This window comes from Streptomyces sp. NBC_00984, assembly GCF_045162475.1.
Classification (GTDB): Bacteria; Actinomycetota; Actinomycetes; order Streptomycetales; family Streptomycetaceae; genus Streptomyces.
In genome coordinates this window covers 6,687,860-6,714,334 of record NZ_CP108734.1, presented here as the reverse complement: position 1 = coordinate 6,714,334, position 26,475 = coordinate 6,687,860, and the positions used below count along the sequence as shown (strand labels likewise).

The window sequence follows — 26,475 nt, the reverse complement described above, 5'->3', positions numbered from 1 at the left end:
TCCGGTGGGCGAATGTCCCACTACCTGGGCATTCAAGGGGCCAGAACGGAGCCGATCGGTAGATTCCGGACGACCGAGAAGATCAGCAGTACGGCCCCGATCCCCCACCAGACCACAGGTTTCGCCGCGACGCTCATCGGCCTGCCCCGGGCGGCGCGGACCATCCAGACCGCCCACAGGACGGCGAAGACCGTGTAGCCGACGACGGCGAGCGCGTTGGACCCGAGGGCGGCGGCGATGTCGCCGTGCGCGACGGCGTGGGCGCTGCGCAGGCCCCCGCAGCCCGGACAGTAGAGCCCGGTGAACCGGAGCAGCGGGCAGAGCGGGTAGTGGCCGGGCTGGTTGGGGTCGACGGCACCGACGTAGCCGAACGCACCGACGACGACGGCCATGACGCCCACCGGCGTGGCCAGCCGCCGGACACGCGAGACGGGTACGGGGGCCGGGGGGAAGACCGGCGGTGACGGATGGCCGGACATGGGCGGCTGTCCGGTCATCGGCAGACCGGGACCGGGCCCGGGGGCCGGGGCCGGTGCTGCGGCGGCGGGGGTAGGCGATGCGTCCACCCGGTGATTGTCCCCGCTGACGCGGAAAGGCGCAGCCCGGAGCGGGCTGCGCCTCGCATGCGTACGGGTGCCGCGTGGCGTCAGGAGACCTGGGCCTGTGCGGCGCGGGCCCGTGCCTGGGCCATCTCCGCGGACTCCTTCGGCATGCCGAGGCCCGCGACCTTCATCGCGAGGCCGACGACCCCGCCGAGGAGGACGACGGCGATTCCGGCCCAGAAGCCGACGGGGTTGGCCGCGACCATGAAGACGCCTGCGACGCAGAAGCCGATGAAGGAGATGATGACACCGGTCCAGGCGGCCGGGGTGTGTCCGTGGCTGCTGCCCGCCATGAGTTGCTCCTTGTTGGTGTTGCGCTGTGGGTATCGCTGTACGCAAAGCTGGTGCTGCTGTGCTGAGAGCTCGGCTTCATTGTCCCGTACGTACGGGTAGGACGTGAGCTGGGGGTCTTCTACCGCGTCGGGTCCTCGCCGCGGTCCAGGGCCTTCCAGAGGTCCTCGGGCCGGTCCGGGTCCGGGGCGGTGCGGGCGGCCTTGCGGGGGCGGGGGGTGCCGTCCCGTTCGTACCGTCCCGACATGGTGGGCCAGAGCTTCCCGTACCGCAGGGCGAGCAGCCCGGCGAGCAGGATCAGCAGGCCGCCGGCCGCGGTGACGTAGGGCCACGCGGTGTGGGTGAGCGCGTCGATGGTCGCCGAGGCGTCGCCGGTGGACTGGGCGGCCTTCTCGTCGAGCGCCGCGCTGTCGGAGGCGCCGAGGCAGGCGCTCAGTCCGGCACCGAGGCCGCTGAGGGCGAGGAGCCCGGCGACGAGCAGCCGGGAGGCCCCGCGGACCGCGAAGACGGCGACGAGGGCGGCCAGGGCGACTATGGCGAGGGCCGCCGGGAGGCCGGTGACGTCCTGGCCGTCGGCGGTCAGGGGCAGCGAGCCGCCGCCGACGGACGCCTCGCCCTCGGCCCAGGTCTGGCCGGAGGCGAGCAGGACGACGGTGGCGCCGGCCGCCCCGAGGAGCAGACCGGCGGCCAGGCTGCGGCGGCTTCCCGAGGTGTCGGGCGCGGTGGCGGCTCGGGCACGGGGCTGGGGTACGGGGACAGCACTCACGTACTCCACTATCCCCTACCGCCTCACGCGCCGTGGAGCCGGTTGGCCGTATGCACCGCGCGGAGGACCGCCGCGGCCTTGTTGCGGCATTCGGTGTCCTCGGCGACCGGGTCGGAGTCGGCGACGACGCCCGCTCCGGCCTGGACGTACGCCGTGCCGTCGCGGAGCAGGGCGGTGCGGATGGCGATGGCGGTGTCGGAGTCCCCGGCGAAGTCGAGATAGCCGACGCAGCCTCCGTACAGTCCGCGGCGGGTCGGTTCGAGTTCCTCGATGATCTGCATCGCGCGGGGCTTGGGGGCGCCGGAGAGGGTGCCCGCGGGGAAGCAGGCGGTGAGGACGTCGAAGGCGGTGCGGCCCTCGGCGACGCGGCCGGTGACGGTGGAGACGATGTGCATCACGTGCGAGTACCGCTCGATCGACATGAAGTCGACGACCTCGACGGTGCCGGGTGCGCAGACCCGCCCGAGGTCGTTGCGGCCGAGGTCGACCAGCATCAGGTGCTCGGCGCGTTCCTTCGGGTCGGCGAGGAGCTCGTCGGCGAGCGCCTGGTCCTCCTGCGGGGTGGCGCCGCGGTGCCGGGTCCCGGCGATCGGGTGGACCATGGCGTGTCCGTCCTCGACCTTGACGAGGGCCTCCGGGCTGGAGCCCGCGACGTCGAAGCCGTCGAACCGGAAGAGGTACATGTACGGCGACGGGTTGGTGGCGCGCAGCACCCGGTAGACGTCCAACGCGCTTGCCGTGCACGGGGTTTCGAAGCGCTGGGAGGGGACGACCTGGAAGGCCTCGCCGGCCCTGATGCGTTCCTTCACGTCCTCGACGGCGTCCTGGTACGCCGCGCCGCCCCACAGCGCGGTGTACGGGGGCAGCTCGGACGGCGGGAGGGCGGCGGGGGTGTTCTGGACGGGGCGGGAGAGGTCCCGTTCCATGGCGTCGAGACGGGCGACGGCGTCCGCGTACGCCTCGTCGACGCCGGTCGAGAGGTCGTTGTGGTTGATCGCGTTGGCGATCAGCAGGACGCTGCCGTCCCAGTGGTCGAGCACGGCCAGGTCCGAGGTGAGCAGCATCGTCAGCTCGGGGACGTGCAGGTCGTCCTCGCCGCTGTCGCCGATCTTCTCCAGGCGGCGCACGATGTCGTAGCCGAGGTAGCCGACCATGCCGCCGGTGAACGGGGGCAGCCCGTCGTCGACGACCAGGTCGCGCGGGGTGTGCAGGGTCTCGATGGTGGCGCGCAGGGCCTCCAGCGGGTCGCCGTCGACGGGGACGCCGACGGGCGGGACGCCCAGCCAGTGGGCCTGTCCGTCGCGTGCGGTGAGGGTGGCGGCGCTGCGTACCCCGATGAAGGAGTAGCGCGACCAGGTGCGGCCGTTCTCCGCGGACTCCAGGAGGAAGGTGCCGCTGCGCTCGCCCGCGAGTTTGCGGTAGAGCCCCACCGGGGTGTCGCCGTCCGCGAGGAGCCTGCGGCTGACGGGGATGACGCGCCGGTCGACGGCGAGTTTGCGGAAGGTGTCGAGATCCATGGCGGCTGGCCCTTTACTGCGCGAGCGGGAGGACGTCGGCGTCGAAGCAGGTGCGGTCGCCGGTGTGGCAGGCGGCACCCGTCTGGTCGACCCTGACGAGGACGGTGTCGGCGTCACAGTCGAGGGCGACGGACTTGACCTGCTGGATGTGGCCCGAGGTGTCTCCCTTGACCCAGTACTCCTGGCGGCTGCGGGACCAGTAGGTGCAGCGGCCGGTGGTGAGGGTGCGGTGCAGGGCCTCGTCGTCCATCCAGCCGAGCATCAGCACCTCGCCGGTGTCGTACTGCTGGGCGATGGCCGGGACGAGTCCGTCGGCACCGCGCTTGAGGCGGGCCGCGATGGCCGGGTCGAGGTTGCCGGACGGCGGCGGAGTGCTGGGCGTGGGCGCGCTGGTCATGCGCCCATTGTGCCGTGGCCGCGGGGGCGTTTCCGTGCGGCGTCCACTGGGCGGACCGCGTGCGGCGGTCGTACGCTGGCGAGCATGTCGACCCATGCGAAGCGTGAACGACTTCTGCTCGCCGACCTGTTGGAGGCGGCGGGACCGGAGGCCCCGACCCTGTGCCACGGCTGGACGACCCGGGACCTGGCCGCCCATGTGGTGGTCCGGGAAAGGCGGCCGGACGCGGCGGGCGGGATTCTGCTGGGCGCGCTGCGGAACCGGCTCGAACGGGTGCAGGCCGAATTCGCCGCGAAGCCGTACGAGGAGCTGATCCAGCTGATCCGTACGGGGCCGCCGAGGTTCTCCCCGTACGCCGTGAAGCAGCTGGACGAGGCCGCCAACACGGTGGAGTTCTACATCCACGCGGAGGATGTCCGCCGGGCCCAGCCGGACTGGTCGCGGCGCGAGCTGGACCCGGTGTTCGCCGATCTGCTGTGGTCGCGCGCCGAAAGGACGGCCCGGCTGCTGGGCCGCCGGTCCCCGGTGGGTCTGGTGCTGCGCCGCCCGGACGGCCAGACGGCGGTGGCGCACAAGGGCACCCCGGTGGTGACGGTCACCGGCGAGCCGGGCGAGCTGCTGCTCTTCGCATTCGGGCGGCAGGACGCGGCGACGGTGGGCCTGGAGGGCGACAAGGAGGCGGTGGACCGGCTGCACACGGCGGAGCTGGGGATGTAGGGCCTCAGCCCGGGAGTTCCGCGCGGCGCAGCCGGGTGAAGGCCAGGCCCGCCGTCGCCCCCGCGGCGCACACCGCGGCGCTGGTGACGAAGACCGGGCCGGTCCCCCAGACCGCGACGGCCGCTCCCGTGACCGGGTAGCTGAGCGGGGCGATGGCGTGGGTGAAGAGCGTCGAGACCGAGGTGACCCGGCCGAGGTAGGCGGGTTCGGTGACGGTCTGGATCAGGGCGCCGCACAGGGAGCCGCCGAGGCCCGCGAAGAGCCCGACGCAGACCGCCGTGGCGGCGGCGAGGGCCACCGAGGGCATGTACGCCAGGGCGCCGATGGCGACCGCGCCGGTCAGCACCGTCAGGCACATCACCAGCCCCGCGCGCGGCACCCGGCCGCGCACGGCGAGCAGCAGCGCCGTCGCACCGGCGCCGATGCCGAACGCGGCGATGATCCAGCCCATGCCGGACGCCCCCCAGCCGCGCTCGCGGACCAGCAGGACCAGTCCGAGGTTGAGCGGTCCGACGAAGCCCAGCTCGCTGACGGCGACGACGATCATCAGAGGCCCGAGCAGCGGGTGGCGGCGGATGTGGCGCAGCCCGTCGGCCAGTTCGCGCCGGGCGGTGCCGGACGGTTCGGCGCCGTCCTGATCGGGCAGCGGGCGGATCCGCAGGGACAGGAGCAGCGGCAGCGACACGGCGAAGAGCACCCCGGCCGCGGCGAAGGCGAGCGTCGGTCCGCCGAGGGCCACCGCGAGACCGCCGAGCGGCGCTCCGACGACATTGGCGATACGGGTGGCGAGCCCGCGCAGGCCCTGGACGCGGGCCAGCTGTCCGGCGGTGGTGATCCGGGGCGGCAGGGCGCCGACGGCGGGCAGGAAGAGGGCGTCGACCACGCCGAAGACCAGCGCGACGGCGATCAGCATCCACAGGGCGGGCGAGGTGAGCAGCAGGGCGCCGGCCAGGCCGAGGACGACCAGGCAGCGGGCGGCGTCGCTGCCGATGACGACGCGGCGCGGTCCGATCCGGTCGGCGAGCACTCCCCCGCCGAGCATCAGCACGGCCCGGGGTATGGAGCCGACGGCGAGGACGATCCCGGTCTGGGCGTCGCTGCCGGTGCGGGCGGCGGCCCAGGCGAGCGCCATGTAGTAGACGCTGTCGCCGATCATCGAGGCGGTGTGGGCGCCGAGCCAGCGCAGGACGTTGGCGTCGCGGTGGGCGGGGCGTTCGGCGGCTTGCGCGGGTGTGGCGGTGACGGTCATGGATCGTCCTCCTCGGGGGGCCGGTTCAGGTCCGGAACGGGAATCCGTACACGTGCAGCGCGACTTGTTCACGGCCGTCCGAATCGCCGGCTTCCTCGCGGACGCGGGCGGCGTCCTGGTAGCGGTTGATCAGCTCGTGCATCTCGCGGGCGAGCGCGGCGAGCTCCTCGGCGGTGAGCCGGGGCAGGCACTCGGAGGCGAAGGAGGCGCTGCGCCACTCGGGGGCCCAGGACTGGGTGGAGTCGAGGTAGCGGCGGTACAGCTCGATGTGCTGGTCGAAGGAGAGCCGGCCGACGGCGGCGTGCGTGGCGGCCTTCTCGGGGGCGTCGCTGAAGTCCTCGTCGTGGAAGTTCAGTCCGTTCGAGGCGGGTTGCCACCAGCGTTCGCGGCCGTCCTTGCCCTGCTGCTCGGCCTCCTCGATCAGGCCGTGGTCGGCGAGCTTGCGCAGGTGGTAGCTGACCAGTGAGACCGCCTCGTCGACCTGCTCGGCCAGCTGGGACGCGGTGGCCTCACGGGCGATGTGGAGCGCCCGGTAGAGCTTCATCCGCAGGGGGTGTCCGAACGCTTTCAGGGTCTCCAGGTCCGAGACCCGGCGCGATTCCTTGCTTGCCATGCCCCCACCGTAAATAGGAAAGGAAACTTGCGCAATCTTTATTGCGCAATAAAAGCTGCGGGTTCGTGGGCCGTGGAAAAGCCCATCGCCGGGCGGGGCCGATGAATCGGCTCCGCCCGGCGATGGGCTCGATGGGTACCGCGGGTCAGCGGACGGGGTGTCCGGCCTCCCTGAGCGCGTTCTTGACCTCGGAGATCCGCAGATCGCCGAAGTGGAAGACGGACGCGGCGAGCACCGCGTCGGCGCCCGCCGCGATGGCGGGTGCGAAGTGCGCGAGCCGGCCGGCGCCGCCGGAGGCGATGACGGGGACGGTCACGTGCTTCCGTACCGCCGTGATCATCTCGGTGTCGTAGCCGTCCTTGGTGCCGTCCGCGTCCATCGAGTTGAGCAGGATCTCGCCCGCGCCCAGCTCGGCGGCCCGGTGCGCCCATTCGACGGCGTCGATGCCGGTGCCCTTGCGGCCGCCGTGCGTGGTGACCTCGAAGGTGCCGGCGGGGGTGCGCCGGGCGTCCACGGAGAGCACCAGGACCTGGCGGCCGAAGCGCTCGGCGATCTCCCGGATGAGGTCGGGGCGGGCGATGGCGGCGGTGTTGACGCCGACCTTGTCCGCACCGGCCCGCAGCAGCTTGTCGACGTCGTCGGCGGTACGGACGCCGCCGCCGACCGTGAGCGGGATGAAGACCTGCTCGGCGGTGCGGCGCACCACGTCGTAGGTGGTCTCCCGGTCACCGCTGGACGCGGTGATGTCCAGGAAGGTCAGCTCGTCGGCGCCCTCGGCGTCGTACAGCTTCGCCATCTCGACGGGGTCGCCCGCGTCGCGCAGGTTCTGGAAGTTGACGCCCTTGACGACCCGGCCGTTGTCGACGTCCAGGCACGGGATGACGCGTACCGCGAGGCTCATCGCGCACCTGCCCGGTAGGCCTCGACCTCGACCTCGACGACCAGGCTCGGGTCCACGAAACCGGACACGATGATCATCGAGGCGGCGGGGCGGACGTCGTCGAAGAGCTCCTTGTGGGCGCGGCCGACCTCGTCCACGTCCCGGGCGTGCGTGATGTACATCCGGGTACGGACGACGTCCTCGCGGCCCAGACCGAGCTGCTTCAGCGCGTCGAAGGCGACCTTGAAGGAGGTGACGGTCTGCTCGTACGGGCCGCCGGCGGAGATCTGTCCGTTCTCCACCGAGGTGCAGCCGGCCACCAGGACGAGGCCGTTCGGCAGCTCCACCGCGCGGGAGTAGCCGAACTTCTCCTCCCACGGGGCGCCGGAGGAGACACGGTTGACGGAGTCGCTCATCCGGAGACCGCCTGGAGTGCTTCTTCGAGGGTGAACGCCTTCGCGTAGAGCGCCTTTCCGACGATCGCGCCCTCGACGCCGTCCGGGACGAGCGAGGCGATGGCCCGCAGGTCGTCCAGCGAGGAGACGCCGCCGGAGGCGACGACGGGCTTGTCGGTGGCGGCGCAGACGTTCTTCAGGAGCTCCAGGTTGGGGCCCTGGAGCGTGCCGTCCTTGGCGATGTCGGTGACGACGTAGCGGGCGCAGCCCTCGGAGTCGAGGCGGGCGAGCGTCTCGTAGAGGTCGCCGCCGTCGCGGGTCCAGCCGCGGCCGCGCAGCGTCGTGCCGCGGACGTCCAGGCCGACGGCGATCTGGTCGCCGTGCTCGGCGATGACCTTGGCGACCCACTCCGGCGTCTCCAGGGCGGCGGTGCCGAGGTTGACCCGGCGGCAGCCGGTGGCGAGGGCGGCGGCGAGCGAGGCGTCGTCGCGGATGCCGCCGGAGAGCTCGACCTTGATGTCCATGGCGCCGGCCACCTCGGCGATCAGCGCGCGGTTGTCCCCGGTGCCGAAGGCGGCGTCCAGGTCGACGAGGTGCAGCCACTCGGCCCCGGCACGCTGCCAGGCGAGGGCGGCCTCCAGCGGGGAACCGTAGGAGGTCTCGGAGCCGGACTCGCCGTGGACGAGGCGGACGGCCTGGCCGTCGCGGACGTCGACGGCGGGGAGCAGTTCAAGCTTCGGCATTACAGCGTCTCGATCCAGTTGGTCAGCAGCTGGGCGCCGGCATCGCCGGACTTCTCGGGGTGGAACTGGGTGGCCCACAGGGCGCCGTTCTCCACGGCGGCGACGAACGGCTCGCCGTGGGTGGCCCAGGTGACCCGGGGGGCGCGGATCTTGGGGTTGGTGACTTCCAGGCTCCAGTCGTGCACCGCGTAGGAGTGCACGAAGTAGAACCGGGCCTCGGGGTCGAGACCGGCGAAGAGCTGGGAGTCCTCGGGGGCCCGCACGGTGTTCCAGCCCATGTGCGGGACGACCGGGGCCTTCAGCGGGGCGACGGTGCCGGGCCATTCGTCCAGGCCCTCCGTCTCCACACCGTGCTCGATGCCGCGCTCGAAGAGGATCTGCATACCGACGCAGATGCCCATGACGGGGCGGCCGCCGGAGAGCCTGCGGCCGACGATCCATTCGCCGCGGGCCTTCTTCAGCCCGTCCATGCACGCGGAGAACGCGCCGACGCCGGGCACCAGCAGCCCGTCGGCGTTCATCGCCTTCTCGAAGTCGCGGGTGATCTCGACGTCCGCGCCGACGTGGGCGAGGGCCCGTTCGGCGGAGCGGACGTTGCCGAAGCCGTAGTCGAAGACGACGACCTTCTTGTTGTCGCTCACAGCTCGTTCCTCAGTCCCAGAGTCCCTGGATCCGCATAATGCCTGCAACCAGGCACATCACGGAGGCGATCGAGAGCAGGACGATGACGCCCTTGGGCATGCCCTGCTTCGAGAAGGAGTAGACGCCGCCGGCCAGGAAGAGGCCGAGGACGATCAGGATGGTGTTGAGGCCGGTCACAGCGCGCCCTTCGTGGAGGGAAGGATCCCGGCGGCGCGCGGGTCGTGCTCGCTGGCGTAGCGCAGGGCGCGGGCGAGCGCCTTGAACTGGCACTCCACGATGTGGTGGGCGTTGCGCCCGTACGGCACGTGGACGTGCAGGGCGATCTGCGCCTGCGCGACGAAGGACTCCAGGATGTGCCGGGTCATCGTCGTGTCGTACGCGCCGATCATCGGCGCCATGATCTCCGGCTCGGTGTGCACCAGGTAGGGGCGGCCGGACAGGTCGACGGTGACCTGGGCCAGCGACTCGTCCAGCGGGACGGTGCAGTTGCCGAAGCGGTAGATGCCGACCTTGTCGCCGAGGGCCTGCTTGAACGCGGCGCCGAGGGCGAGGGCGGTGTCCTCGATGGTGTGGTGCGAGTCGATGTGCAGATCGCCGTCGGTCTTGACCGTGAGGTCGAAGAGCCCGTGTCGGCCGAGCTGGTCGAGCATGTGGTCGTAGAAACCGACCCCGGTCGACACATCGACCTTGCCGGTGCCGTCGAGGTTTATCTCGACGAGCACCGAGGTTTCCTTGGTGGTGCGTTCCACGCGGCCTACGCGGGGGCTCATGCGCTTGCTCCTTGGTTGTGCTCGCCTCGCCGGGCCGGATCGCGGTCGGCCCCGTGTCGGCTGGGGGTCCGGGGGACGTTGCCCGGGAGATGCGGTACGCGGCCTGCGCGGGGGCTCATGCGTCGTGCTCCTTCTTCAGTTCGCGTGCCGCGTCGAGGAACGCGTCGTTCTCTGCCGGGGTGCCCGCGGAGACCCGCAGCCATCCCGGTACGCCGTTGTCCCGGACCAGGACGCCCCGGTCGAGGATCCGCTGCCAGGCGGTGTGGCTGTCGGCGAAGCGGCCGAACTGGACGAAGTTGGCGTCCGAGTCGGTGACGTCGTAGCCGAGAGCGCGCAGCTCGGTGACGATCCGGTCGCGCTCGCTCTTGAGCTGCGCGACGTATCCGAGCAGCGTATCGGTGTGCTCCAGGGCGGCGAGCGCGGTGGCCTGGGTGACGGAGGACAGGTGGTACGGCAGCCGCACCAGCTGGACCGCGTCCACCACGGCCGGGTCGGCGGCGAGGTAGCCCAGGCGCAGTCCGGCGGCGCCGAACGCCTTCGACATGGTGCGCGAGAGCACCATGTTCGGCCGGCCCTCGATCAGCGGGAGCAGCGAGGCGTGGTGGCTGAACTCGCCGTACGCCTCGTCGACGACGACCATCGACGGCCTGGCCGCCTGGGCCGCGTCGTGGAGCGCGAGCACGGTCCCGGCGTCGACGGCCGTGCCGGTGGGGTTGTTGGGGGAGGTGATGAAGACGACGTCGGGCCGGTGCTCGGCGATGGCCTCGCGGGCGGCCTCGACATCGATGGTGAAGTCCTCGTTGCGCGGTCCGGAGATCCAGGCGGTGCCGGTGCCGCGGGCGATGAGGGCGTGCATGGAGTACGAGGGCTCGAAGGCGATCGCGGTGCGGCCGGGGCCGCCGAAGGTCTGGAGCAGCTGCTGGAGCACCTCGTTGGAGCCGTTGGCCGCCCAGACGTTGGCGAGGGCGACCTCGTGCCCGGCGGTGCGGGTGAGGTAGCGGGCCAGTTCGGTGCGGAGCTCGACGGCGTCCCGGTCGGGGTAGCGGTTGAGGTCGCGGGCGGCCTCGCGGACCCGCTCGGCGATCCGGTCGACGAGCGCCTCGGGCAGCGGGTAGGGGTTCTCGTTGGTGTTCAGCCGCACGGGTACGTCGAGCTGCGGCGCCCCGTAGGGGGACTTGCCGCGCAGTTCGTCGCGGATCGGGAGATCGTCGATGCGGGTGGTCTTGCGAGGGGTGTCGCTGTTCGTCACTGCTGCGGGACCTTCCAGCCGAACCTGGCCTTGAGCGCGGCGCCGTGGGCGGGGAGGTCCTCCGCCTCGGCGAGGGTCACGACGTGGTGGGTGACCTCGGCGAGCGCGTCGCGCGTGTAGTCGACGATGTGGATGCCGCGCAGGAAGGACTGCACGGAGAGGCCCGAGGAGTGGCAGGCGCAGCCGCCGGTGGGCAGCACGTGGTTGGAGCCGGCGCAGTAGTCGCCGAGCGAGACCGGGGCCCAGGGGCCGACGAAGATCGCGCCGGCGTTGCGGACCCGGTCGGCGACGGCGGCGGCGTCGGCGGTCTGGATCTCCAGGTGCTCGGCGGCGTACGCGTCGACGACCTTGAGGCCGTCCTCCAGGTCGTTGACCAGGACGATCGCGGACTGGCGGCCGGCCAGCGCGGGCTCGATCCGGTCGGTGACGTGCTTGGTCGCGGCGATCTGCGGCTTCAGCTCGGCCTCGGTGGCCGCGGCCAGTTCCGCGGAGTCGGTGACGAGGACCGCCGCGGCCATCGGGTCGTGCTCGGCCTGGCTGATCAGGTCGGCGGCGACGTGCACCGGGTCGGCGGTGGAGTCCGCGAGGATCGCGATCTCGGTGGGGCCCGCCTCCGCGTCGATGCCGATGCGGCCCTTGAGGAGGCGCTTGGCGGCGGCGACGAAGATGTTGCCGGGGCCGGTGACGAGGTTCACCGGAAGACATTCGGCCGTTCCGTACGCGAACATCGCGACGGCCTGGGCGCCGCCGGCCGCGTACACCTCGTCGACGCCGAGCAGGGCGCAGGCGGCGAGGATGGTGGGGTGCGGCAGACCGCCGAAGTCCTTCTGCGGCGGGGAGGCGACGGCGATGCCCTCGACGCCCGCTTCCTGGGCCGGTACGACGTTCATGACCACGGACGACGGGTAGACGGAGCGCCCGCCCGGGACGTAGAGCCCGACGCGCTCGACCGGCACCCACTTCTCGGTGACGGTGCCGCCGGGGACGACCTGGGTGGTGTGCGTGGTGCGGCGCTGCTCGCGGTGGACGAGGCGGGCGCGGCGGATCGACTCCTCCAGGGCGGCCCGCACGGCCGGATCGAGCTGTTCGACGGCCTCGGTGATCGCCGCGGCCGGGACCCGGATCGAGTCGATCCGTACGCCGTCGAATTTCTCCCCCCACTCGATCACTGCCGCGGAGCCACGATGGCGTACGTCCTCGCAGATGGGCCGCACCGTCTCCAGGGCGGCTTCCACGTCGAACTCGGCACGGGGCAGCAGGTCGCGCAGGGCTCCACCCTCGGGGAGGGCATTGCCGCGCAGATCGATTCGAGAGATCACACCGCAATTCTCGCAGACCGCCTCCGGCGTCCGGTCGCCCGTATCACTGGCTGATACATGTCCCGGACGTCACTGCTGACCAATAGCTTTCACCTCGTCACTCAGCGGGAAGAACAGCTCCGAGCGGAAGGGGCACCCGTGACCGAGCCGCACGACGGTGATTTCCCGGACGGACTGAGCGCAGCCGAGCTCGGCATGTGGCAGGCCTTCCGGAACGGCAGCACCTACGATCTGCGCGCCCGCGACCCGGCGCGGGACGATCCGTTCGCGCCGCGCGTCTGGGGGCCGGAGCGCAGTGTGGACGGGCGCGTCGTCGCCCGCCTGCTGCTCTCGGGTCCGCCGCCGCGGCCCGGCCGGGTCGCGGCGCTGAAGCTCCGGGGTGTGCGGATCACCGGAACACTCGATCTCGCGGGCGGGCGCGTCGCGCCGTACGTCGAGATGACCGGCTGCCGCTTCGAGAACGAGGTGGTGCTGCCGGAATGCCATTTCACGACGTTACGGATCGTCGGCTGCGCGATGCCCCGGCTGGAGGCGGCCCGGCTGCGCACCGAGGGCGACCTGCATCTGCCGCGCTGCCGGATCCCACGCGGGATCCGGCTCACCGACGCCCAGATCGGCACCGATCTGCTGATCAACCAGATCGAGATCGGCCCGGACCGGGGCGGGCGGGCGCTGGCCGGTGACGGGCTGGCGGTCGCCCAGGATCTGCAGGCGGAGCTGATCGAGGCGCGCGGCGAGCTGAGTCTGCGCGGGGCGAAGGTCGGCGGTTCGCTGAGCCTGCGCGGCAGCCGGCTGCGGGGCAGGGAGGGACGGCGCGCACTGAACGCCCCGCAGCTGACCGTGGAGCGGACGCTGTACATGAGCGAGGCCTGGGTGAGCGTCGACACCGGGATCCAGGGCACCACTCCCCCGTTCGGCATCGTCCTGGCGTCGACCCCCGCGAGCGGCACGCGTTCGCAGATCTTCGAGTGCCGCGGCGGGGTGCGCCTGGACGACGGACGGTTCGGCGACGCGGTCGATCTGCACAAGGCGCGGTTCGTGCTGGGCCGGCACGAGGAGCTGTCGCTGCGCCGGATCGTCACCCCGGAGCTGCGGTTCAACGCGGAACGGCCGGAGGAGGGCCGGGTCGTGCTGAACGGCGCGAAGGTCGTCACGCTGATCGACGTGTCGACCAGCTGGCCGGGGCCCGGCGGGCTGGCGATGGGCGGTTTCGTGTACGAGAACCTCGTCCCGTACGGGCACTTCCCGCTCTCCCGGCGCCTGGAGTGGGTGGCGGCGGCGACCCCGGAGTACGTACCGGAGCCGTACGAGCGGCTCGCGACGGTGCTGCGCAACTGCGGGGAGGACGCGGACGCCCGGGAGGTGCTGCTGGCCAAGCAGCGGCGGCGGCGCGAGACGCTGCCGCTCGCCGCGAAGCTCTGGGGCTTCCTCCAGGACTGGACGGTGGCGTACGGCTACCGACCCGGGCGGGCCGCGCTGTGGATGGCGTTGCTGTGGGCGGCGGGGGCGATGGCCTTCGCCCAGCACGTCCCGGCGGCGATCAAGCAGGACGAGCATCCGCAGTGGAACCCGGCGCTGTACGCGCTGGACCTGCTGATCCCGGTGATCAATCTGGGCCAGGACGGCTACTGGCGGATGGAGGGCGGCTGGCAGTGGGCGGCGGCGGTGCTCGTCCTGCTGGGCTGGATACTCGCCACGACCGTCGCGGCCGGCGCCTCACGGCTGCTGCGCCGGGGCTGACCGGAATCCGGCCACGGCCGACCCGACCACGGGCCGTCGGACCGTTCGCCATCACCTCTGCCGAACGGTCCGCACGGCGCTCGTGGGCCGCGGTCGAACGGCTGCCCGAGCTGCGGTCGAACTGCCGCAAGCCATCGGCCGGAACAGCAGGAACAAGCCAGATTCCATATTTTCCTTTACTTCTTCTTGACCCGGTCCAATACAACCCATTCACTCGGCACCAAAGCTTCACAGCGCACCTCTGGCGCCGTCCCGACCAGCGCTTTTCAATGGTCTGCACCATGCCAATCCTTCGTGCTCTGCTCCGTGCCGCGTGCACGGTCCGGCGCCCCTCGCAGGGCCCTGCCGGACTGCCGGCGGACGACGAGGTGCTGCTCGACGCCCCCGACGAGCGGCTCTCCCCGGCCCTCGTCGCCGCCGCCCTCGGGGAGTACGGACCGGCCGCGAAACTCCTCGCCACCACCCGGGACGGCGCCGAGTGGGAGAACCGCGACCGCTACCTCGGCCGGCTCGTCACCTTCGCCCGCAACCGCGACGGCTGGCTGACCGACTGGCTCGCCGCCGCCCCGCACGACCCGGACGCGCTGCTCGTCAAGGCCGAGCTGGCGGTCCGCCGGGCCTGGGAGTCGCCCGCTCGGGCCGAGCAGCTGCGCGAGGTGGGACCGCTGATCACAGCGGCGGCCGAGAGCGATCCGCGCGACCCGGTGCCCTGGCGCCTCGCGCTCGACCACGCGCGCGGCACCCACGCCACGCACACCATGTTCGAGGCACTGTGGGAGCAGGCGATACGGCGTTCCTCGCACCACTACGGCTGCCATGTCGCGGCGCTGCGGTACCTCTCCGCCGCCTGGTACGGCTCGCACCGCGAGTGCTTCGACTTCGCCGAGCGGGCGGCCGAGGACTCGCTGCCCAGCTCGCTGGTCCAGGCACTGCCGCTGCGGGCCGCCTTCGCCCTGCTGATAGAGGGAGCCGGCGCACGGACCACCTCGGTGCAGGAGGAACGGATCGACGCGGCGGCGGATCTGGCCATCGCGCTGTCCGCCTCGTTCACGCCGGGTGACCCCTGGCCCGCCGAGGTCCGCAACCTGCTGGCGTTCGTGCTGGTCACCCGGGGCCGCTGGGACGAGGCGCTGGAACAGTTCCGGCAGATCGGACCCCACGCGGCGTCGTTCCCGTGGTCCTCGGTCTCCGAGGATCCGCTCCGCCGGTTCCTGGAGGCGCGGGACGACACGCGGCTCCGGGCGGCCCGCGCGACGCCGTTCCCGGGACGGGCCGACCGGGCCCGGCCCGGCGGCCATTACGCTTGACCGTTGTGACCACCGCTCGCCTGCCTCTGTTCCCGCTGAACGCGGTGCTGTTCCCCGGCCTCGTGCTGCCGCTGAACGTCTTCGAGGAGCGATATCGCGCCATGATGCGCGAGCTCCTGAAGACCGACGAGGACGAACCCCGCCGCTTCGCCGTGGTCGCCATCCGCGACGGCCGCGAGACCGCCCCGACGGGCTCCGGAATGCCGGAAGCGGTGAACGTCCCCGCCGAACGCGGCCCCGCGGACGGCTTCGGCCCCGACCCTGTCCAGACCTTCCACCGGGTCGGCTGCATCGCCGACGCGGCGAAGATCCGGGAACGGCCGGACGGCAGCTTCGAGGTCCTGGCGACCGGCACCACCCGGGTCAAACTGCTCTCCGTCGACGCGAGCGGCCCCTTCCTGACGGCCGAACTCGAAGAGCTGGACGAGGAGACCGGCGAGGAGGCGGGGGCGCTCGCCGAAGGCGTACTGCGGGCCTTCCGCAGCTACCAGAAGCGGCTGGCCGGGGCGAGCGAACGGTCCCTCACGACCGGCGCGGACCTGCCCGACGACCCCTCCGTCGTCTCCTACCTGGTCGCGGCGGCGGCCGTACTCGACGCACCGACCAAGCAACGGCTGCTCCAGGCACCCGACACCGCGACCCGGCTGCGCGAGGAACTGACGCTGCTGCGCTCCGAGACCGCCGTCATCCGCCATCTGCCGTCCCTGCCCGCGGCGGACCTGACCCGTGCCCCGACCCACCCCAACTGATCCGGAACCGATCCGACCGACCGATCGACCGAGGACCGTCTCCCCCGTGGCGAAGAAGCCGAAGAAGCAGCAACAGTCCGGCGGCACTCCGGCAACGGTCGCCCTGACCGCGTCCGGCACGGCGTTCACCGTCCACTCCTACGACCACGACCCGGCGTCGGCCTCCTACGGCGAGGAGGCGGCCCAGGCGCTGGGCGTCTCCCCCGACCGGGTCTTCAAGACCCTGGTGGCGGACGTCGACGGCACCCTGACCGTGGCGGTCGTCCCGGTGGCCGGCACCCTGGACCTCAAGGCCCTGGCCGCCGCGGTGGGCGGCAAGCGGGCCACCATGGCCGACCCGGCAGCCGCGGAACGCACCACCGGCTACGTACGCGGCGGCATCTCCCCACTGGGCCAGCGGAAGCGCCTGCGTACGGTGCTGGACGCCTCGGCACGTGCCCACGACACGATCTGCGTCTCGGCGGGCCGCCGCGGCCTGGAGGTAGAGCTCTCACCCACGGACCTGGCGTCACTGACGGGAGCGGTGTTCGCGGAGATCGGCCGAGGATAGCCGGGCATCGCTCCCGGCTACGTCCGGGCACCTTTTCGGCCTGTCCGGAGCGCCTCCCGGTCCGTCCTGGAGCCCTCTCAGCCCTTCCGGCGCTTCACGGCCCGTCCGGAACCTTTCAGCCCTTCCGGCGCTTCACGGCCCGTCCGGAACCTTTCAGCCCTTCCGGCGCCTCCCTGCCCGTCCGGGAACCTTTTCAGCCCGTCCGGCGATTGAGGACCGGGGTCCGGGGCAGAGCCCCGGTTTCGGGAAGGGGCGGGTAGGGGACAAGCCCCGCGCAGCGGCCCACCCGCCCAAGCCCACCAGCGCCCGCACCGCACCGCACCGCACCCCCACCAGCTCCGCAGACCTACGACTGCACCGGCGGCACCGGCGGCACACCCCCACCCGCAGGCGCCCCGGACCCGGGCGCCACAGGCGCCGAAGGCGCCCCCGGCACGGGCCCACCCGGAAACACCCCCCACTCCGGCTCCGGATCCCGCGGCCCGAACAGCGCGGTCAGCCCGAGATGGACCGCCATCGCCCCCAGCGGCCACGCCAGCAGCGCCCCCTTCGCCCGCAGCTGGAGCGGCGCGTCGAAGACCACGCCCTTGCCGACCGCCCGCGCGTGCGCGACCACGTCCTGGGTAGGCCCGAGCCACACCCCCAGCCGCCACGCCAGCAGCGAACCGAGCAGCCCGCCCAGCGCGAGCCCCACCACCAGGGCGATCCCGCCGCGCCGCTGGAACCAGAAGACCAGGGCCGCGGAGACCGCCCCGAAGGCCAGGCCCAGCAGCACGAACGTGCCGTCGGCGCCGATCGCCTCCTCGCCCTCGCTGTCGTTCAGGAAGACGGCGGTGCTGTCGGAGATCAGCGGAACCCTCGGCGCCAGCCACAGCCAGAGGAGCCCGAGGACGATGCCCGCGACGGTCACGAGAACGGTGACGACCGCGGCCCGCCGCAGATCCGACCGGAGGTCCTTGTCCTTCTTCGACTCCAGCGGGGTGCCCGGGTAGTACCCACCGGCCCCGCGGGAACCCCCGGGTCCACCGGATCCTCCCGGACCGCCCCAGTTGGGCGGGGTCTGCCAGGGATCGTTGGACGAGGGCTGGTGAGGCGGCGTCAGAGGTGCGGTCACCGTGCCATCGTGCCAGGCGCCCCCGCGCCGCGCCTCACCGGACCGCTGCCCTGCGGTACGCCCAGGTCGCCACGGCCAGCGAGAGGACGCCGACAACGGCACAGACGGCGAGGTCCAGCGCGACGACCGTCCAGTCCGGGTGGGCGTCGAAGGACCGCGAGAGCGCCTCGACACCGTAGGTCGAGGGCAGCAGGTCGCGTGCCCAGCCGACCGGCGCGGGCAACCGGTCGGCCGGGAGCACACCGAGCAGCAGCGCCGCCGACATGCCCAGCTGGCCGAGCAGCGTGGCCAGCTCCTGCCGGGGCGCGAGCAGCCCCAGCGCCGCGCCCAGCCCGGAGAGCGCCGCCCCGGAGAGCGGGATGACGGCGACGAGCACCCACAGATGCGTCAGCGGCAGCCCGAACAGCATGCTGCCGGCCACGGCCGTGACGATCGTGCCGGGCACGGTGAAGGAGGCGTACGCCCCCGCCGCGCCGAGCACCACCGCGGCGGGCGGCACCGGCAGGGTGGCGTAGTGGTCGAGTCCGCCGCCGGCCCGCAGCTGCCCGAAGTACTGGGCGAGGAGATTGAGCGCCACGAAGGCCACGACGAGGACGCTGGAGCCGGCGACGACGGCCCGCGCCTCGGAGCCGCCGTCGACGACCCCACGCATCAGCACCATGATCCCGACGGACTGGAACGTGGCGACGAAGAGCAGCGGGATACGGGCGACCCTGGCCCTGGACAGCTGGGCGCGGTAGACGGCCGCGAGCGAGGGGAACAGCCGGGCCCGCGGTGCGAGCGGCGCGGGCGGCGCCCCCACCTCGGCGAAGCCGTCGCCGGAGGAACCGGCCCGGCCGTCCTCCGCGACCCGGACGGGTCCGGTCACCGCGTGCGCGGGAACGATGCTCGTCACCTGGCGCTGCTCCTGTTCGCTCCCTGCCCGGCCGCGCACCCGCACCCGGTCGTCCCGCTCACCCCGGTCGTCGCGCTCACCCCGGTCATGACTTCACCAGCCCCTTGGTCGCGTCCCCGCCGAGCGCGAGATAGACGTCCTCCAGGCTGGGCGTCGCCAGCGTGAAGTCGTCGAGTGCGGCGAAGGCCGCGCCGCCGGTCACCGCGGCGACTGCCGCCCGTGCCTCGTCCGGACCGAGCCGCAGCACCCAGCGCCGCCCGGACTCCTGGGCCGAGGCACGCAGCGCGGCCACTTCGGGGACGTCCAGGGGCGCCCGTTCGCGCCACACCAGCTCGACCCGGACCTCGCCCGCGACGCGTTCCTTGAGCCCGGTCGGCGTGTCGCAGGCGATGACCCTGCCGCGTTCGATCACGGCGACCCGGTCGAGGACCGTCTCGGCCTCGATGACGTTGTGGGTGACGAGCAGCACCGTCGTGCCGCGCTCGGCCCGGCGCCGGTCCACGGCGGCCCAGACGGCGCGCCGGGCGACGGGGTCCATGCCGGTCGTCGGCTCGTCCAGCACCAGCACCGGCCGCTCGCCGACCAGCGCGGCCGCGAAGCAGGCGAGCCGCCGCTGTCCCCCGGAGAGCTTCTTCAGGGGGCGTCCCGCGATCTCGGTGAGGCCCAGTTCGTCGAGTACGGCGTCGCGCTCGGCGCGGGCGTCCGCCGCCGCGAGGCCGCGCAGCCGTCCGGTGGTCTCGGCGGCGAGCGACACGGTCAGCTCGTCGAGGGCGGTGGACTCCTGCCCGAGGTAGCCGATCAGCCGGGAGGCCCGCTCCGGATGGCGTACGAGATCGTGGCCCAGCACGGTGACGCTGCCGGAGTCGGGGCGCATCAGCCCGGTGAGCTGCCGTACCAGCGTGGACTTGCCGGCGCCGTTGGGGCCGAGGAGTCCGAAGATCTCGCCGCGCCGCACGTCCAGGCCGATCCCGTCGGTGGCGCGCACCTCGGGTGTGGCGGGGGTACCGCGACGGCCGCGGACGGCGGGATAGGTCTTGACCAGATCACGCACCGCGCACACGGTCCCGGTCGCCGGCTGCGCCTGTGCTGTGCCCGTACTCACGAGGTACGAGAGTACGGGGTCGGATGCCCCGTATTGCGTCCGGGGCACCCGACCCCGCCGGGCGTCGACGCGGTGATCGGCGACCGGGTCGCCCACCCGTGGTCCCGCTCGGCCGTCAGCCGGCGGACGGGGTCGTCCGCTCCGCCGCGGGGGTGTGCTCGGCCGCGGCCCGCACATCGATCTCCCGCCAGAATCCCGCCCGGATCGCGTAGCGGTCGTGCTCGTCGATCTGGTCGTCCTTGTGGGCGAGCAGGCCGAACCGTGCCGCGTAGCGCAGCAGCTCGCCGTCGATGCGGTGCGGGATGCGCGGATACATGGTCGAGAGCTTCTGCAGATGCACGGTCTCCGGCAGTCGCTCCATCCAGCGACGGGCGAAGACCTGGCCCACCTCGAAGGGGTCGCCGCCGACGGTGGTGATGTCCTCCTCGCGGTCCGCCCAGCGCTGCTCGGCACTGGTGAGCTGGGCCAGCGTCGGCAGGGAGGCGGTTTCGGCGGGCTCGCCCAGCGGTCCGCCGCGCTCCGCCCAGCTCTTGTCGGAGGACCAGCGCAGAGTCGCGTTGGCGGGCGACGGCTGAGGGAGGTGCCGGTCGGGCTGGGCGCCGTGGCCGCGCAGGCTGCCCGCCAGGTCCTTGGGGGTGGGGACGCCCTTGCCGCCGTGCACGGGCCGGTCGCTGGCGGCGCCCTCCTCGGGCGGTGCCGCGGCGCCGTTGGCGGCGGCTGCCGCCTGGGCCTCGGAGGCCCGCTCGGCGGAGGCGGCAAGGGCGGCCTCGGGCAGCGGCGCGGAGAGGATCGCGGCGATCTCCGGACCGGGCACGGGCGGCGGGGCGCAGACGCCGCCGGTCTCCTTGGGCCGTACGGCCTGGGTGATCCAGGCCCGGTCGAGCACCCTGCGTTCGTCGGCCTCGGCCACCAGGTCCTCGGACTGGTTGTAGTCGCCGTCGGCGGCCTGGACGGCCCACAGATGGACGGCGACGCCGTGTTCCTTGGCGGACATCAGACCGGGCAGCAGATCGCCGTCGCCGGTCACCAGCACCACGTCGGAACAGGCCCGGTTCCTGGCGAGTTCGGTGAGCTCGGCGTGCATCGCGGCGTCGACGCCCTTCTGCGCCCAGCGTCCGTCACTGCGGGTGAGGGCACCGAGCCGTACGGTCACCCGGGGCATCACGCGCAGTCTGCGGTGCTCGGGCTGCGGCACGCGGTCGGGGGCGCCGTCGAACCAGTAGATCCGCAACAGCGGCTGCTGGGTATCGGCCTCGGCCCGCTCGCGCAGGCCCCGGATGAGGGCCGCGTGGTCGACCGTGATGCGGGAACGGGCGGGCTCCCCGGCCAGCAGGCTCGCGGCTGCGCCCAGCAAGTAGCCCGCGTCCACCAGGACGACGCAACGGTCCACGCGATCCACCCTCTTCCAGAAGTTCGGGTGCGGTCCTTGCCAAGGGTTTCCTTCGAGTCTGCCCGACCGCGCAGGGGTTGACGTCCGGAACTCGATCATCGGCGTGGCGGATCGGGAAAACGACGCGTCCCCCACCCCCGCTACGCACGGTAATGATCCAACATGCACGGTTTACCCCGCTATGTGAATCTGAACGCGGTCCTGGCCCCGAGAGTCCCCATAGGAGGAACACCATGGCCAAGAACAAGAACCGCAAGCAGGGCAGCCAGCAGAACCGCGCGTCCACCCCGGAGCGCGGCGCGGAAGAGGCCAAGACGACCGCGTACGAGTCGCAGATACAGCCTCAGTCGCAGGCCCAGGGCAGCCCTGCTGATGTTGCCCGTAAGCACCAGCGGCGCTTCGGCCACAACTGACCGGAGATGTATCCGGTCCGGCCGCAGGCCGGGTAGCCGAGAAGGGCGCTCCCGCTTTCGCGGGGCGCCCCTCTCGTACGTCTGCGGAAGAGCCGGCTCAGCCGGCCAGGCAGGACGGGCCGAGCAGCACCTTCAGGTCACCGAAGAGCGCCGGGTCGGGCTTGACCCGGTGCCGGTCGAGCCGGAGCACCGTGGTCTTGCGGGGGCCCTGGAGCCTGATCCGTACCTCGGTGTCGCCCCGGTGGCTGCTGAGGACCTCGCCGAGGCGGCTGACCATCGGCGGGGTGATCTTGACGGTGGGGATGGTCAGGACCACGGGGGCGTTGGTGCCGGCCGACGAGATGTCGGGGACCTGCATCTCCATGGCGACCAGCCGGGGCACGTCCTCCCGCTTGTCGAGGCGTCCCTTGACGAAGACGACGGTGTCCTCGACGAGCTGGGTGGAGACCAGCTGGTAGGTGGCCGGGAAGAACATGCACTCGATGGAACCGGCCAGGTCCTCGACAGTGGCGATGGCCCAGGCGTTGCCCTGCTTGGTCATCTTGCGCTGGAGACCGGAGATGATGCCGCCGACGGTGACGATGGCGCCGTCTCCGTGCTCGCCGCCGGTCAGCTGGGAGATCGAGGAGTCGGCCTTGTCGGACAGCACGTGTTCCAGACCGAAGAGCGGGTGGTCGGAGACGTACAGGCCGAGCATCTCGCGCTCCTGGGCCAGCAGGTAGGACTTCTCCCACTCGATGTCGGAGAACTCCACGTCGAGCCCGAAGCCCGGTTCGTCGCTCTCCTCCTCGCCCATGCCGCCGAAGAGGTCGAACTGCCCCTCGGCCTCCTTGCGCTTGACCTGCACCACGTTGTCGATCATCGGCTCGTGGTGGGCCACCAGGCCCTTGCGGGTGTGGCCCATCTCGTCGAAGGCGCCGGCCTTGATCAGCGATTCGACGGTGCGCTTGTTGCAGACGACCGCTTCGACCTTGTCCAGGAAGTCGGGGAAGGTGCTGTACTTCCCCTTCGCCTTGCGGCACCGGATGATCGAGTCGACGACGTTCTGGCCGACGTTGCGCACGGCGGTGAGGCCGAAGAGGATCACGTCGTCGCCCTGGGCGGCGAAGTTCGACAGGGACTCGTTCACATTGGGCGGCAGCACCTTGATGCCCATGCGACGGCACTCGTTGAGGTAGACGGCCGACTTGTCCTTGTCGTCCTTGACCGAGGTCAGCAGCGCCGCCATGTACTCGGCGGGGTAGTTCGCCTTGAGATACGCGGTCCAGTAGGTGACCAGGCCGTACGCGGAGGAGTGCGCCTTGTTGAACGCGTATCCGGCGAACGGGACCAGCACGTCCCACAGGGCCTTGATCGCGGCGTCGGAGAAGCCCTTCTCCTTGGCCCCCGCCTCGAAGAGGACGAAGTTCTTCGCCAGCTCCTCGGGCTTCTTCTTGCCCATCACGCGGCGCAGGATGTCGGCCTCGCCGAGCGAGTAGCCGGCGACGATCTGGGCGGCCTTCTGCACCTGCTCCTGGTACACGATCAGGCCGTAGGTGAGGCCGAGGACCTCCTTGAGGGGCTCCTCCAGCTCCGGGTGGATCGGGGTGATCTCCTGGCGGCCGTTCTTGCGCTCGGCGTAGTTCGTGTGCGAGTTCATGCCCATCGGGCCCGGCCGGTACAGGGCCGAGACGGCGGAAATGTCCTCGAAGTTGTCGGGCTGCATCTGGCGCAGCAGGGAGCGCATCGGGCCGCCGTCGAACTGGAACACGCCGAGCGTGTCACCGCGGCAGAGCATCTCGTACGTCTTGGGGTCGTCCAGCGGGAGGCCGAGCAGGTCCAGCTTGACGCCCTTGTTGGACTCCACCATCTTCACGGCGTCGTCCATGATGGTGAGGTTTCGCAGGCCCAGGAAGTCCATCTTCAGCAGGCCGAGCGACTCGCACTGCGGGTAGTCCCACTGCGTGATGGTGACGCCGTCGGTGTGCCGCACCCAGATCGGGGCGTGGTCGACGATCGGCTCGCTGGACATGATGACGCCTGCGGCGTGCACGCCCATCTGCCGGACCAGGCCCTCGACGCCCTTCGCGGTGTCGATGACCTTCTTGACGTCCGGCTCGTTCTCGTACATCCCCCGGATCTCGCCCGCCTCGCTGTAGCGCGGGTGCTTGGGGTCGGTGATGCCGTTGAGGTCGATGCCCTTGCCGAGGACGTCGGCGGGCATGGCCTTGGTGAGCCGGTCGCCCATCGCGTACGGGTAGCCGAGGACCCGGGCGGAGTCCTTGATGGCGTTCTTCGCCTTGATCTTTCCGTACGTGCCGATCATGGCGACCTTGTCGGCGCCGTACTTCTCCGTCACGTACCTGATCACTTCGACGCGCCGGCGCTCGTCGAAGTCGATGTCGACATCGGGCATGGAGACGCGCTCGGGGTTGAGGAACCGCTCGAAGATCAGTCCGTGCTCGATCGGGTCGAGGTCGGTGATGCCCATCGCGTACGCCACGATCGAACCGGCGGCGGAGCCTCGGCCGGGGCCGACCGCGATGCCGTTGTTCTTCGCCCACATGATGAAGTCGGCGACGACCAGGAAGTACCCCGGGAACCCCATCTGGATGATGATGTCCATCTCGTACTCGACCTGCTTCTGCCGGTCCTCGGGGACGCCGCCCGGGAAGCGCCGGTTCATGCCGACGCGGACCTCTTCCTGGAACCAGGTGATCTCCGTGTAACCGTCCGGGATGTCGAACTTCGGCATCAGGTCGCGCTTCTCGAACATGCCGGTGGTGTCGATCTGCTGCGCGACCAGCAGGGTGTTGGCGCAGCCCTCCTGCCAGGCGTCGGAGGAGTCGACGGCGTACATCTCGTCGGTCGTCTTGAGGTAGTAGCCGGTGCCGTCGAAGCGGAAGCGGTCGGGGTCGGAGAGGTTCTTGCCGGTCTGGATGCAGAGCAGGGCGTCGTGGGCGGTGGCCTCGTGCGCGTAGGTGTAGTGCGAGTCGTTGGTCACCAGCGGCGGGATGTTCAGCTTCTTGCCGATTTCGAGGAGCCCGTCACGGACCCGGCGCTCGATCTCGATGCCGTGGTCCATCAGCTCCAGGAAGTACTTGTCCGCGCCGAAGATGTCCTTGTAGTCGGAAGCGGCCTGGACGGCCTCGTCGAACTGGCCGAGCCGCAGCCGGGTCTGCACCTCGCCCGAGGGGCAGCCGGTGGACGCGATCAGGCCCTCGGACCACTGGGCGATGGTCTCCTTGTCCATACGCGGCCACTTCTGCAGCCAGCCCTCGGCGTACGCGTCCGAGGACAGCTTGAAGAGGTTGTGCAGGCCCTTCGCGTTCGACGCCCAGATCGTCTTGTGGGTGTAACCACCCGAACCCGACACGTCGTCGCGCTTCTGGTGCGGCTGACCCCACTGGATCTTCCGCTTGTGCTTGCGCGACTCCGGGGCGACGTACGCCTCGATGCCGATGATCGGCGTCACGTTCGCCTTCTGCGCCGAGTGGAAGAAGTCGTAGGCCCCGTGCAGGTTGCCGTGGTCCGTCATCGCGATGTGCGACATGCCCATCTCGTTGCAGGCAGCGAACATGTCCTTGAGCCGCGCGGCACCGTCCAGCAGCGAGTACTGGGTGTGGACGTGAAGGTGCGTAAAGGGCGGCTTCGACGACACGGTTTGTGGCCTCCGGGCGAGCAGGGCGGGTGAGGGGGACAGCGTGGAAGTCTACGTCGCGACACCGCTACTCCGCGGCCTGTCACTCCGACCGCGCACCGTCGAAAACAATGAGGTTGCCGAGATCACAGACGCAGCGGTCAGCAGCCTCCACCCTCGCACGTGGGCGTGGCGGCGAGCTGACCACGGCACGAACCTGGCAGCCGACCAGGTAACTTCCACGCTCCTCGGGACACCACACATTCCAGGCGCCCCACATCGACTGTGCGGCCGCGCGCATTTCCCACCCACCGGGTTTGTGAGGCTGTCGCTCGCAAGCTTCGAGTCGGGTCGATGCCAGCCGGTACTCGTTGCGGAAGACCTCCACTGCTTCAGGGGTGCTGAATACCCCGGCCCGACGGTCGTCCAGCAGCTCGGCCCGCAAACCCCGCAGATGACGACACCGTGAAGCCAGTGCGAAGGACGGTTCGGCCGTCGTGGCCTGTACCCGTCCTCAATGATCTGCGCGATCCGCGCGAACTCCTCCTGCGTCAGCATGGGTGGCCAGAACTTCACAGGGCCCGCGTTGTCACAGATCACCTTGCCGGTCCGATGCTCGATCTTGTGTCCCAAGAGCGTCTGTGACGTCATAACAATCTTGATGGACTTGTGGGTCCAGGCCGACGGTGCAGGGTCGGGCCTTGTGGAGTTATGGACTCGTGGTGCGGGGACTCCCCGGGCTCGGAGGTCTGCGGCGATGCGCGTCGGGGCTTCCCCGGCAATGATGCGTTCGGCCAGTTCGCGAACAATGGGCTCCGCTCGGTCATCACGTATGAGGATCTTGCCCCTGCCTTCCGTGTTCGGCGTCGGCCGAAGGCCATACGGCACCCGTCCGCCGGCCCGGCGTCCGGTCTTCCTCGGATGGTTCTGCGATGAGACCGTCCTCTCCCGCCCCGGTTCCCGTTCGAACTGGGCAAATGAGGCCAGCACATTCGCGGCGAACCGCCCGTGCGGAGTCGACATGTCCCACCCGTCCTCGATGGCCACGAGGCGAACACCAGCCGTATCGCACGCCTCGATCACTGATGAGAAATGGATCAACGATCGAGCGATGCGGTCCGCCCGCCAGGTCAGCAACACGTCGTAGTGAGACAGGTTCTCGCACAGTTCGCGAAGTGCGGGGCGCTCCCCCGGCGGCTCCCCGCCCGAGACGTTGCTGTCCTGGAACACCCGCAGGACGGTCCAGCCCTGCCGTTCCGCATAGCCCCGGCATGACGCCTCCTGGCTGGCCAGAGAGGTACTCGATTCCGTGGTTCGCGACAGCCTGACGTAGATCACCGCACGCAGGACGTTCATGGATCCCTTCCGGTCGCTCCAATGCACCTATCTACAACTATTGCGAAGGTCGGACCATTCGAGGTGGAATCACCCACGTCACCCGCATCA

At 71.2% G+C, this 26,475-nt stretch carries 27 protein-coding genes; 6 read left to right on the top strand and 21 right to left on the bottom strand.

Annotation, left to right across the window (positions count from 1 at the left end):
* Nucleotides 1-32: 32 nt before the first annotated feature.
* The 5 genes from OG520_RS30005 to hisI all read right to left on the bottom strand — a co-directional run bounded on the left by OG520_RS30005 (nucleotide 33) and on the right by hisI (nucleotide 3,573).
* A complete protein-coding gene (locus OG520_RS30005) occupies nucleotides 33-479 on the bottom strand; it encodes a DUF2752 domain-containing protein (protein ID WP_406016598.1) in 447 nt (148 codons plus the stop codon).
* Nucleotides 480-646: 167 nt separating this feature from the next.
* Nucleotides 647-895: an HGxxPAAW family protein gene (locus OG520_RS30000; RefSeq protein ID WP_399325822.1), complete on the bottom strand. Its 249-nt coding sequence runs from the start codon at nucleotides 893-895 to the stop codon at nucleotides 647-649.
* 119 nt (nucleotides 896-1,014) lie between these two features.
* Complete coding sequence (locus OG520_RS29995; protein WP_399325823.1) at nucleotides 1,015-1,668, bottom strand: TIGR02234 family membrane protein; 654 nt, start codon at nucleotides 1,666-1,668, stop codon at nucleotides 1,015-1,017.
* 14 nt (nucleotides 1,669-1,682) lie between these two features.
* The gene (locus tag OG520_RS29990) at nucleotides 1,683-3,254 is read right to left on the bottom strand and encodes an anthranilate synthase component I (protein ID WP_406015236.1); all 1,572 of its coding nucleotides are present in this window, start codon (nucleotides 3,252-3,254) and stop codon (nucleotides 1,683-1,685) included.
* Complete coding sequence (gene hisI / locus OG520_RS29985) at nucleotides 3,190-3,573, bottom strand: phosphoribosyl-AMP cyclohydrolase (protein WP_093543499.1); 384 nt, start codon at nucleotides 3,571-3,573, stop codon at nucleotides 3,190-3,192. Before hisI ends, OG520_RS29990 begins: the two co-directional genes overlap by 65 nt.
* A gap of 84 nt (nucleotides 3,574-3,657) precedes the next feature.
* On the opposite strand from hisI, the gene OG520_RS29980 reads away from it, so the two are divergent.
* Nucleotides 3,658-4,290, top strand: a complete 633-nt coding sequence (locus OG520_RS29980; RefSeq protein ID WP_389970182.1) for a TIGR03085 family metal-binding protein — start codon at nucleotides 3,658-3,660, stop codon at nucleotides 4,288-4,290.
* Nucleotides 4,291-4,294: 4 nt separating this feature from the next.
* On the opposite strand, the gene OG520_RS29975 is transcribed toward OG520_RS29980, so the two are convergent.
* The 10 genes from OG520_RS29975 to hisD all read right to left on the bottom strand — a co-directional run bounded on the left by OG520_RS29975 (nucleotide 4,295) and on the right by hisD (nucleotide 12,150).
* The gene (locus OG520_RS29975) at nucleotides 4,295-5,539 is read right to left on the bottom strand and encodes an MFS transporter (protein ID WP_399325829.1); all 1,245 of its coding nucleotides are present in this window, start codon (nucleotides 5,537-5,539) and stop codon (nucleotides 4,295-4,297) included.
* A 25-nt stretch (nucleotides 5,540-5,564) separates the two neighbouring features.
* Entirely contained in the window at nucleotides 5,565-6,152 is a 588-nt protein-coding gene (locus OG520_RS29970; RefSeq protein ID WP_406015235.1) for an ArsR/SmtB family transcription factor, read from the bottom strand.
* A 145-nt stretch (nucleotides 6,153-6,297) separates the two neighbouring features.
* Nucleotides 6,298-7,053 carry an imidazole glycerol phosphate synthase subunit HisF gene (gene hisF, locus OG520_RS29965; RefSeq protein WP_266420558.1) on the bottom strand — a complete coding sequence of 252 codons (756 nt, stop codon included), beginning with the start codon at nucleotides 7,051-7,053 and terminating at the stop codon, nucleotides 6,298-6,300.
* On the bottom strand, nucleotides 7,050-7,448 hold the full coding sequence (locus OG520_RS29960; protein ID WP_266420556.1) for a RidA family protein: 399 nt from the start codon (nucleotides 7,446-7,448) through the stop codon (nucleotides 7,050-7,052). Before OG520_RS29960 ends, hisF begins: the two co-directional genes overlap by 4 nt.
* The gene (priA, locus tag OG520_RS29955) at nucleotides 7,445-8,170 is read right to left on the bottom strand and encodes a bifunctional 1-(5-phosphoribosyl)-5-((5-phosphoribosylamino)methylideneamino)imidazole-4-carboxamide isomerase/phosphoribosylanthranilate isomerase PriA (protein WP_093543489.1); all 726 of its coding nucleotides are present in this window, start codon (nucleotides 8,168-8,170) and stop codon (nucleotides 7,445-7,447) included. Before priA ends, OG520_RS29960 begins: the two co-directional genes overlap by 4 nt.
* Nucleotides 8,170-8,811, bottom strand: coding sequence for an imidazole glycerol phosphate synthase subunit HisH (gene hisH, locus OG520_RS29950; protein ID WP_266420552.1), 642 nt, complete (start codon nucleotides 8,809-8,811; stop codon nucleotides 8,170-8,172). Before hisH ends, priA begins: the two co-directional genes overlap by 1 nt.
* 10 nt (nucleotides 8,812-8,821) lie before the next feature.
* Nucleotides 8,822-8,989: a hypothetical protein gene (locus tag OG520_RS29945; protein ID WP_399325835.1), complete on the bottom strand. Its 168-nt coding sequence runs from the start codon at nucleotides 8,987-8,989 to the stop codon at nucleotides 8,822-8,824.
* Nucleotides 8,986-9,582 carry an imidazoleglycerol-phosphate dehydratase HisB gene (gene hisB, locus OG520_RS29940; protein ID WP_406015234.1) on the bottom strand — a complete coding sequence of 199 codons (597 nt, stop codon included), beginning with the start codon at nucleotides 9,580-9,582 and terminating at the stop codon, nucleotides 8,986-8,988. The genes OG520_RS29945 and hisB overlap by 4 nt, the downstream gene beginning before the upstream one ends.
* Before the next feature lie 115 nt (nucleotides 9,583-9,697).
* Nucleotides 9,698-10,831: a histidinol-phosphate transaminase gene (locus tag OG520_RS29935; protein WP_406015233.1), complete on the bottom strand. Its 1,134-nt coding sequence runs from the start codon at nucleotides 10,829-10,831 to the stop codon at nucleotides 9,698-9,700.
* Entirely contained in the window at nucleotides 10,828-12,150 is a 1,323-nt protein-coding gene (hisD, locus tag OG520_RS29930; RefSeq protein ID WP_385326951.1) for a histidinol dehydrogenase, read from the bottom strand. The genes OG520_RS29935 and hisD overlap by 4 nt, the downstream gene beginning before the upstream one ends.
* 138 nt (nucleotides 12,151-12,288) lie before the next feature.
* Here hisD and OG520_RS29925 point away from each other — a divergent pair, with 138 nt between their 5' ends.
* The 4 genes from OG520_RS29925 to ybaK all read left to right on the top strand — a co-directional run bounded on the left by OG520_RS29925 (nucleotide 12,289) and on the right by ybaK (nucleotide 16,496).
* Nucleotides 12,289-13,890 carry an oxidoreductase gene (locus tag OG520_RS29925; protein WP_406015232.1) on the top strand — a complete coding sequence of 534 codons (1,602 nt, stop codon included), beginning with the start codon at nucleotides 12,289-12,291 and terminating at the stop codon, nucleotides 13,888-13,890.
* Nucleotides 13,891-14,159: 269 nt separating this feature from the next.
* Complete coding sequence (locus tag OG520_RS29920) at nucleotides 14,160-15,197, top strand: hypothetical protein (RefSeq protein WP_399325844.1); 1,038 nt, start codon at nucleotides 14,160-14,162, stop codon at nucleotides 15,195-15,197.
* 5 nt (nucleotides 15,198-15,202) lie between these two features.
* Entirely contained in the window at nucleotides 15,203-15,946 is a 744-nt protein-coding gene (locus OG520_RS29915) for an LON peptidase substrate-binding domain-containing protein (protein ID WP_399325846.1), read from the top strand.
* A 46-nt stretch (nucleotides 15,947-15,992) separates the two neighbouring features.
* Nucleotides 15,993-16,496 carry a Cys-tRNA(Pro) deacylase gene (gene ybaK / locus OG520_RS29910; RefSeq protein WP_399325849.1) on the top strand — a complete coding sequence of 168 codons (504 nt, stop codon included), beginning with the start codon at nucleotides 15,993-15,995 and terminating at the stop codon, nucleotides 16,494-16,496.
* 346 nt (nucleotides 16,497-16,842) lie between these two features.
* On the opposite strand, the gene OG520_RS29905 is transcribed toward ybaK, so the two are convergent.
* From OG520_RS29905 to OG520_RS29890, 4 genes are all read right to left on the bottom strand, one after another.
* Nucleotides 16,843-17,610: an ABC transporter permease gene (locus tag OG520_RS29905; protein WP_406015231.1), complete on the bottom strand. Its 768-nt coding sequence runs from the start codon at nucleotides 17,608-17,610 to the stop codon at nucleotides 16,843-16,845.
* Nucleotides 17,611-17,644: 34 nt separating this feature from the next.
* Nucleotides 17,645-18,412, bottom strand: coding sequence for an ABC transporter permease (locus OG520_RS29900; RefSeq protein ID WP_406016597.1), 768 nt, complete (start codon nucleotides 18,410-18,412; stop codon nucleotides 17,645-17,647).
* Between the two features lie 178 nt (nucleotides 18,413-18,590).
* Complete coding sequence (locus tag OG520_RS29895) at nucleotides 18,591-19,565, bottom strand: ABC transporter ATP-binding protein (protein WP_399326779.1); 975 nt, start codon at nucleotides 19,563-19,565, stop codon at nucleotides 18,591-18,593.
* Between the two features lie 157 nt (nucleotides 19,566-19,722).
* Nucleotides 19,723-21,006 carry an NYN domain-containing protein gene (locus OG520_RS29890; RefSeq protein ID WP_406015230.1) on the bottom strand — a complete coding sequence of 428 codons (1,284 nt, stop codon included), beginning with the start codon at nucleotides 21,004-21,006 and terminating at the stop codon, nucleotides 19,723-19,725.
* A gap of 224 nt (nucleotides 21,007-21,230) precedes the next feature.
* On the opposite strand from OG520_RS29890, the gene OG520_RS29885 reads away from it, so the two are divergent.
* Entirely contained in the window at nucleotides 21,231-21,410 is a 180-nt protein-coding gene (locus OG520_RS29885) for a hypothetical protein (RefSeq protein ID WP_385326962.1), read from the top strand.
* A gap of 97 nt (nucleotides 21,411-21,507) precedes the next feature.
* Here OG520_RS29885 and dnaE read toward each other — a convergent pair whose 3' ends face one another.
* A complete protein-coding gene (gene dnaE / locus OG520_RS29880) occupies nucleotides 21,508-25,050 on the bottom strand; it encodes a DNA polymerase III subunit alpha (protein WP_406015229.1) in 3,543 nt (1,180 codons plus the stop codon).
* Between the two features lie 51 nt (nucleotides 25,051-25,101).
* Complete coding sequence (locus OG520_RS29875) at nucleotides 25,102-26,385, bottom strand: recombinase family protein (RefSeq protein ID WP_406015228.1); 1,284 nt, start codon at nucleotides 26,383-26,385, stop codon at nucleotides 25,102-25,104.
* Nucleotides 26,386-26,475 lie beyond the last annotated feature (90 nt).

Excerpts from the sequence above, each read along its gene's own strand:
- OG520_RS30005 (WP_406016598.1), bottom strand. The coding sequence starts at position 479 with ATGTCCGGCCATCCGTCACCGCCGGTCTTCCCCCCGGCCCCCGTACCC.
- OG520_RS30000 (WP_399325822.1), bottom strand. The coding sequence starts at position 895 with ATGGCGGGCAGCAGCCACGGACACACCCCGGCCGCCTGGACCGGTGTC.
- hisI (WP_093543499.1), bottom strand. The coding sequence starts at position 3,573 with ATGACCAGCGCGCCCACGCCCAGCACTCCGCCGCCGTCCGGCAACCTC.
- OG520_RS29980 (WP_389970182.1), top strand. The coding sequence starts at position 3,658 with ATGTCGACCCATGCGAAGCGTGAACGACTTCTGCTCGCCGACCTGTTG.
- OG520_RS29975 (WP_399325829.1), bottom strand. The coding sequence starts at position 5,539 with ATGACCGTCACCGCCACACCCGCGCAAGCCGCCGAACGCCCCGCCCAC.
- OG520_RS29970 (WP_406015235.1), bottom strand. The coding sequence starts at position 6,152 with ATGGCAAGCAAGGAATCGCGCCGGGTCTCGGACCTGGAGACCCTGAAA.
- hisF (WP_266420558.1), bottom strand. The coding sequence starts at position 7,053 with ATGAGCCTCGCGGTACGCGTCATCCCGTGCCTGGACGTCGACAACGGC.
- OG520_RS29960 (WP_266420556.1), bottom strand. The coding sequence starts at position 7,448 with ATGAGCGACTCCGTCAACCGTGTCTCCTCCGGCGCCCCGTGGGAGGAG.
- priA (WP_093543489.1), bottom strand. The coding sequence starts at position 8,170 with ATGCCGAAGCTTGAACTGCTCCCCGCCGTCGACGTCCGCGACGGCCAG.
- hisB (WP_406015234.1), bottom strand. The coding sequence starts at position 9,582 with ATGAGCCCCCGCGTAGGCCGCGTGGAACGCACCACCAAGGAAACCTCG.
- OG520_RS29920 (WP_399325844.1), top strand. The coding sequence starts at position 14,160 with ATGGTCTGCACCATGCCAATCCTTCGTGCTCTGCTCCGTGCCGCGTGC.
- OG520_RS29885 (WP_385326962.1), top strand. The coding sequence starts at position 21,231 with ATGGCCAAGAACAAGAACCGCAAGCAGGGCAGCCAGCAGAACCGCGCG.
- OG520_RS29875 (WP_406015228.1), bottom strand. The coding sequence starts at position 26,385 with ATGAACGTCCTGCGTGCGGTGATCTACGTCAGGCTGTCGCGAACCACG.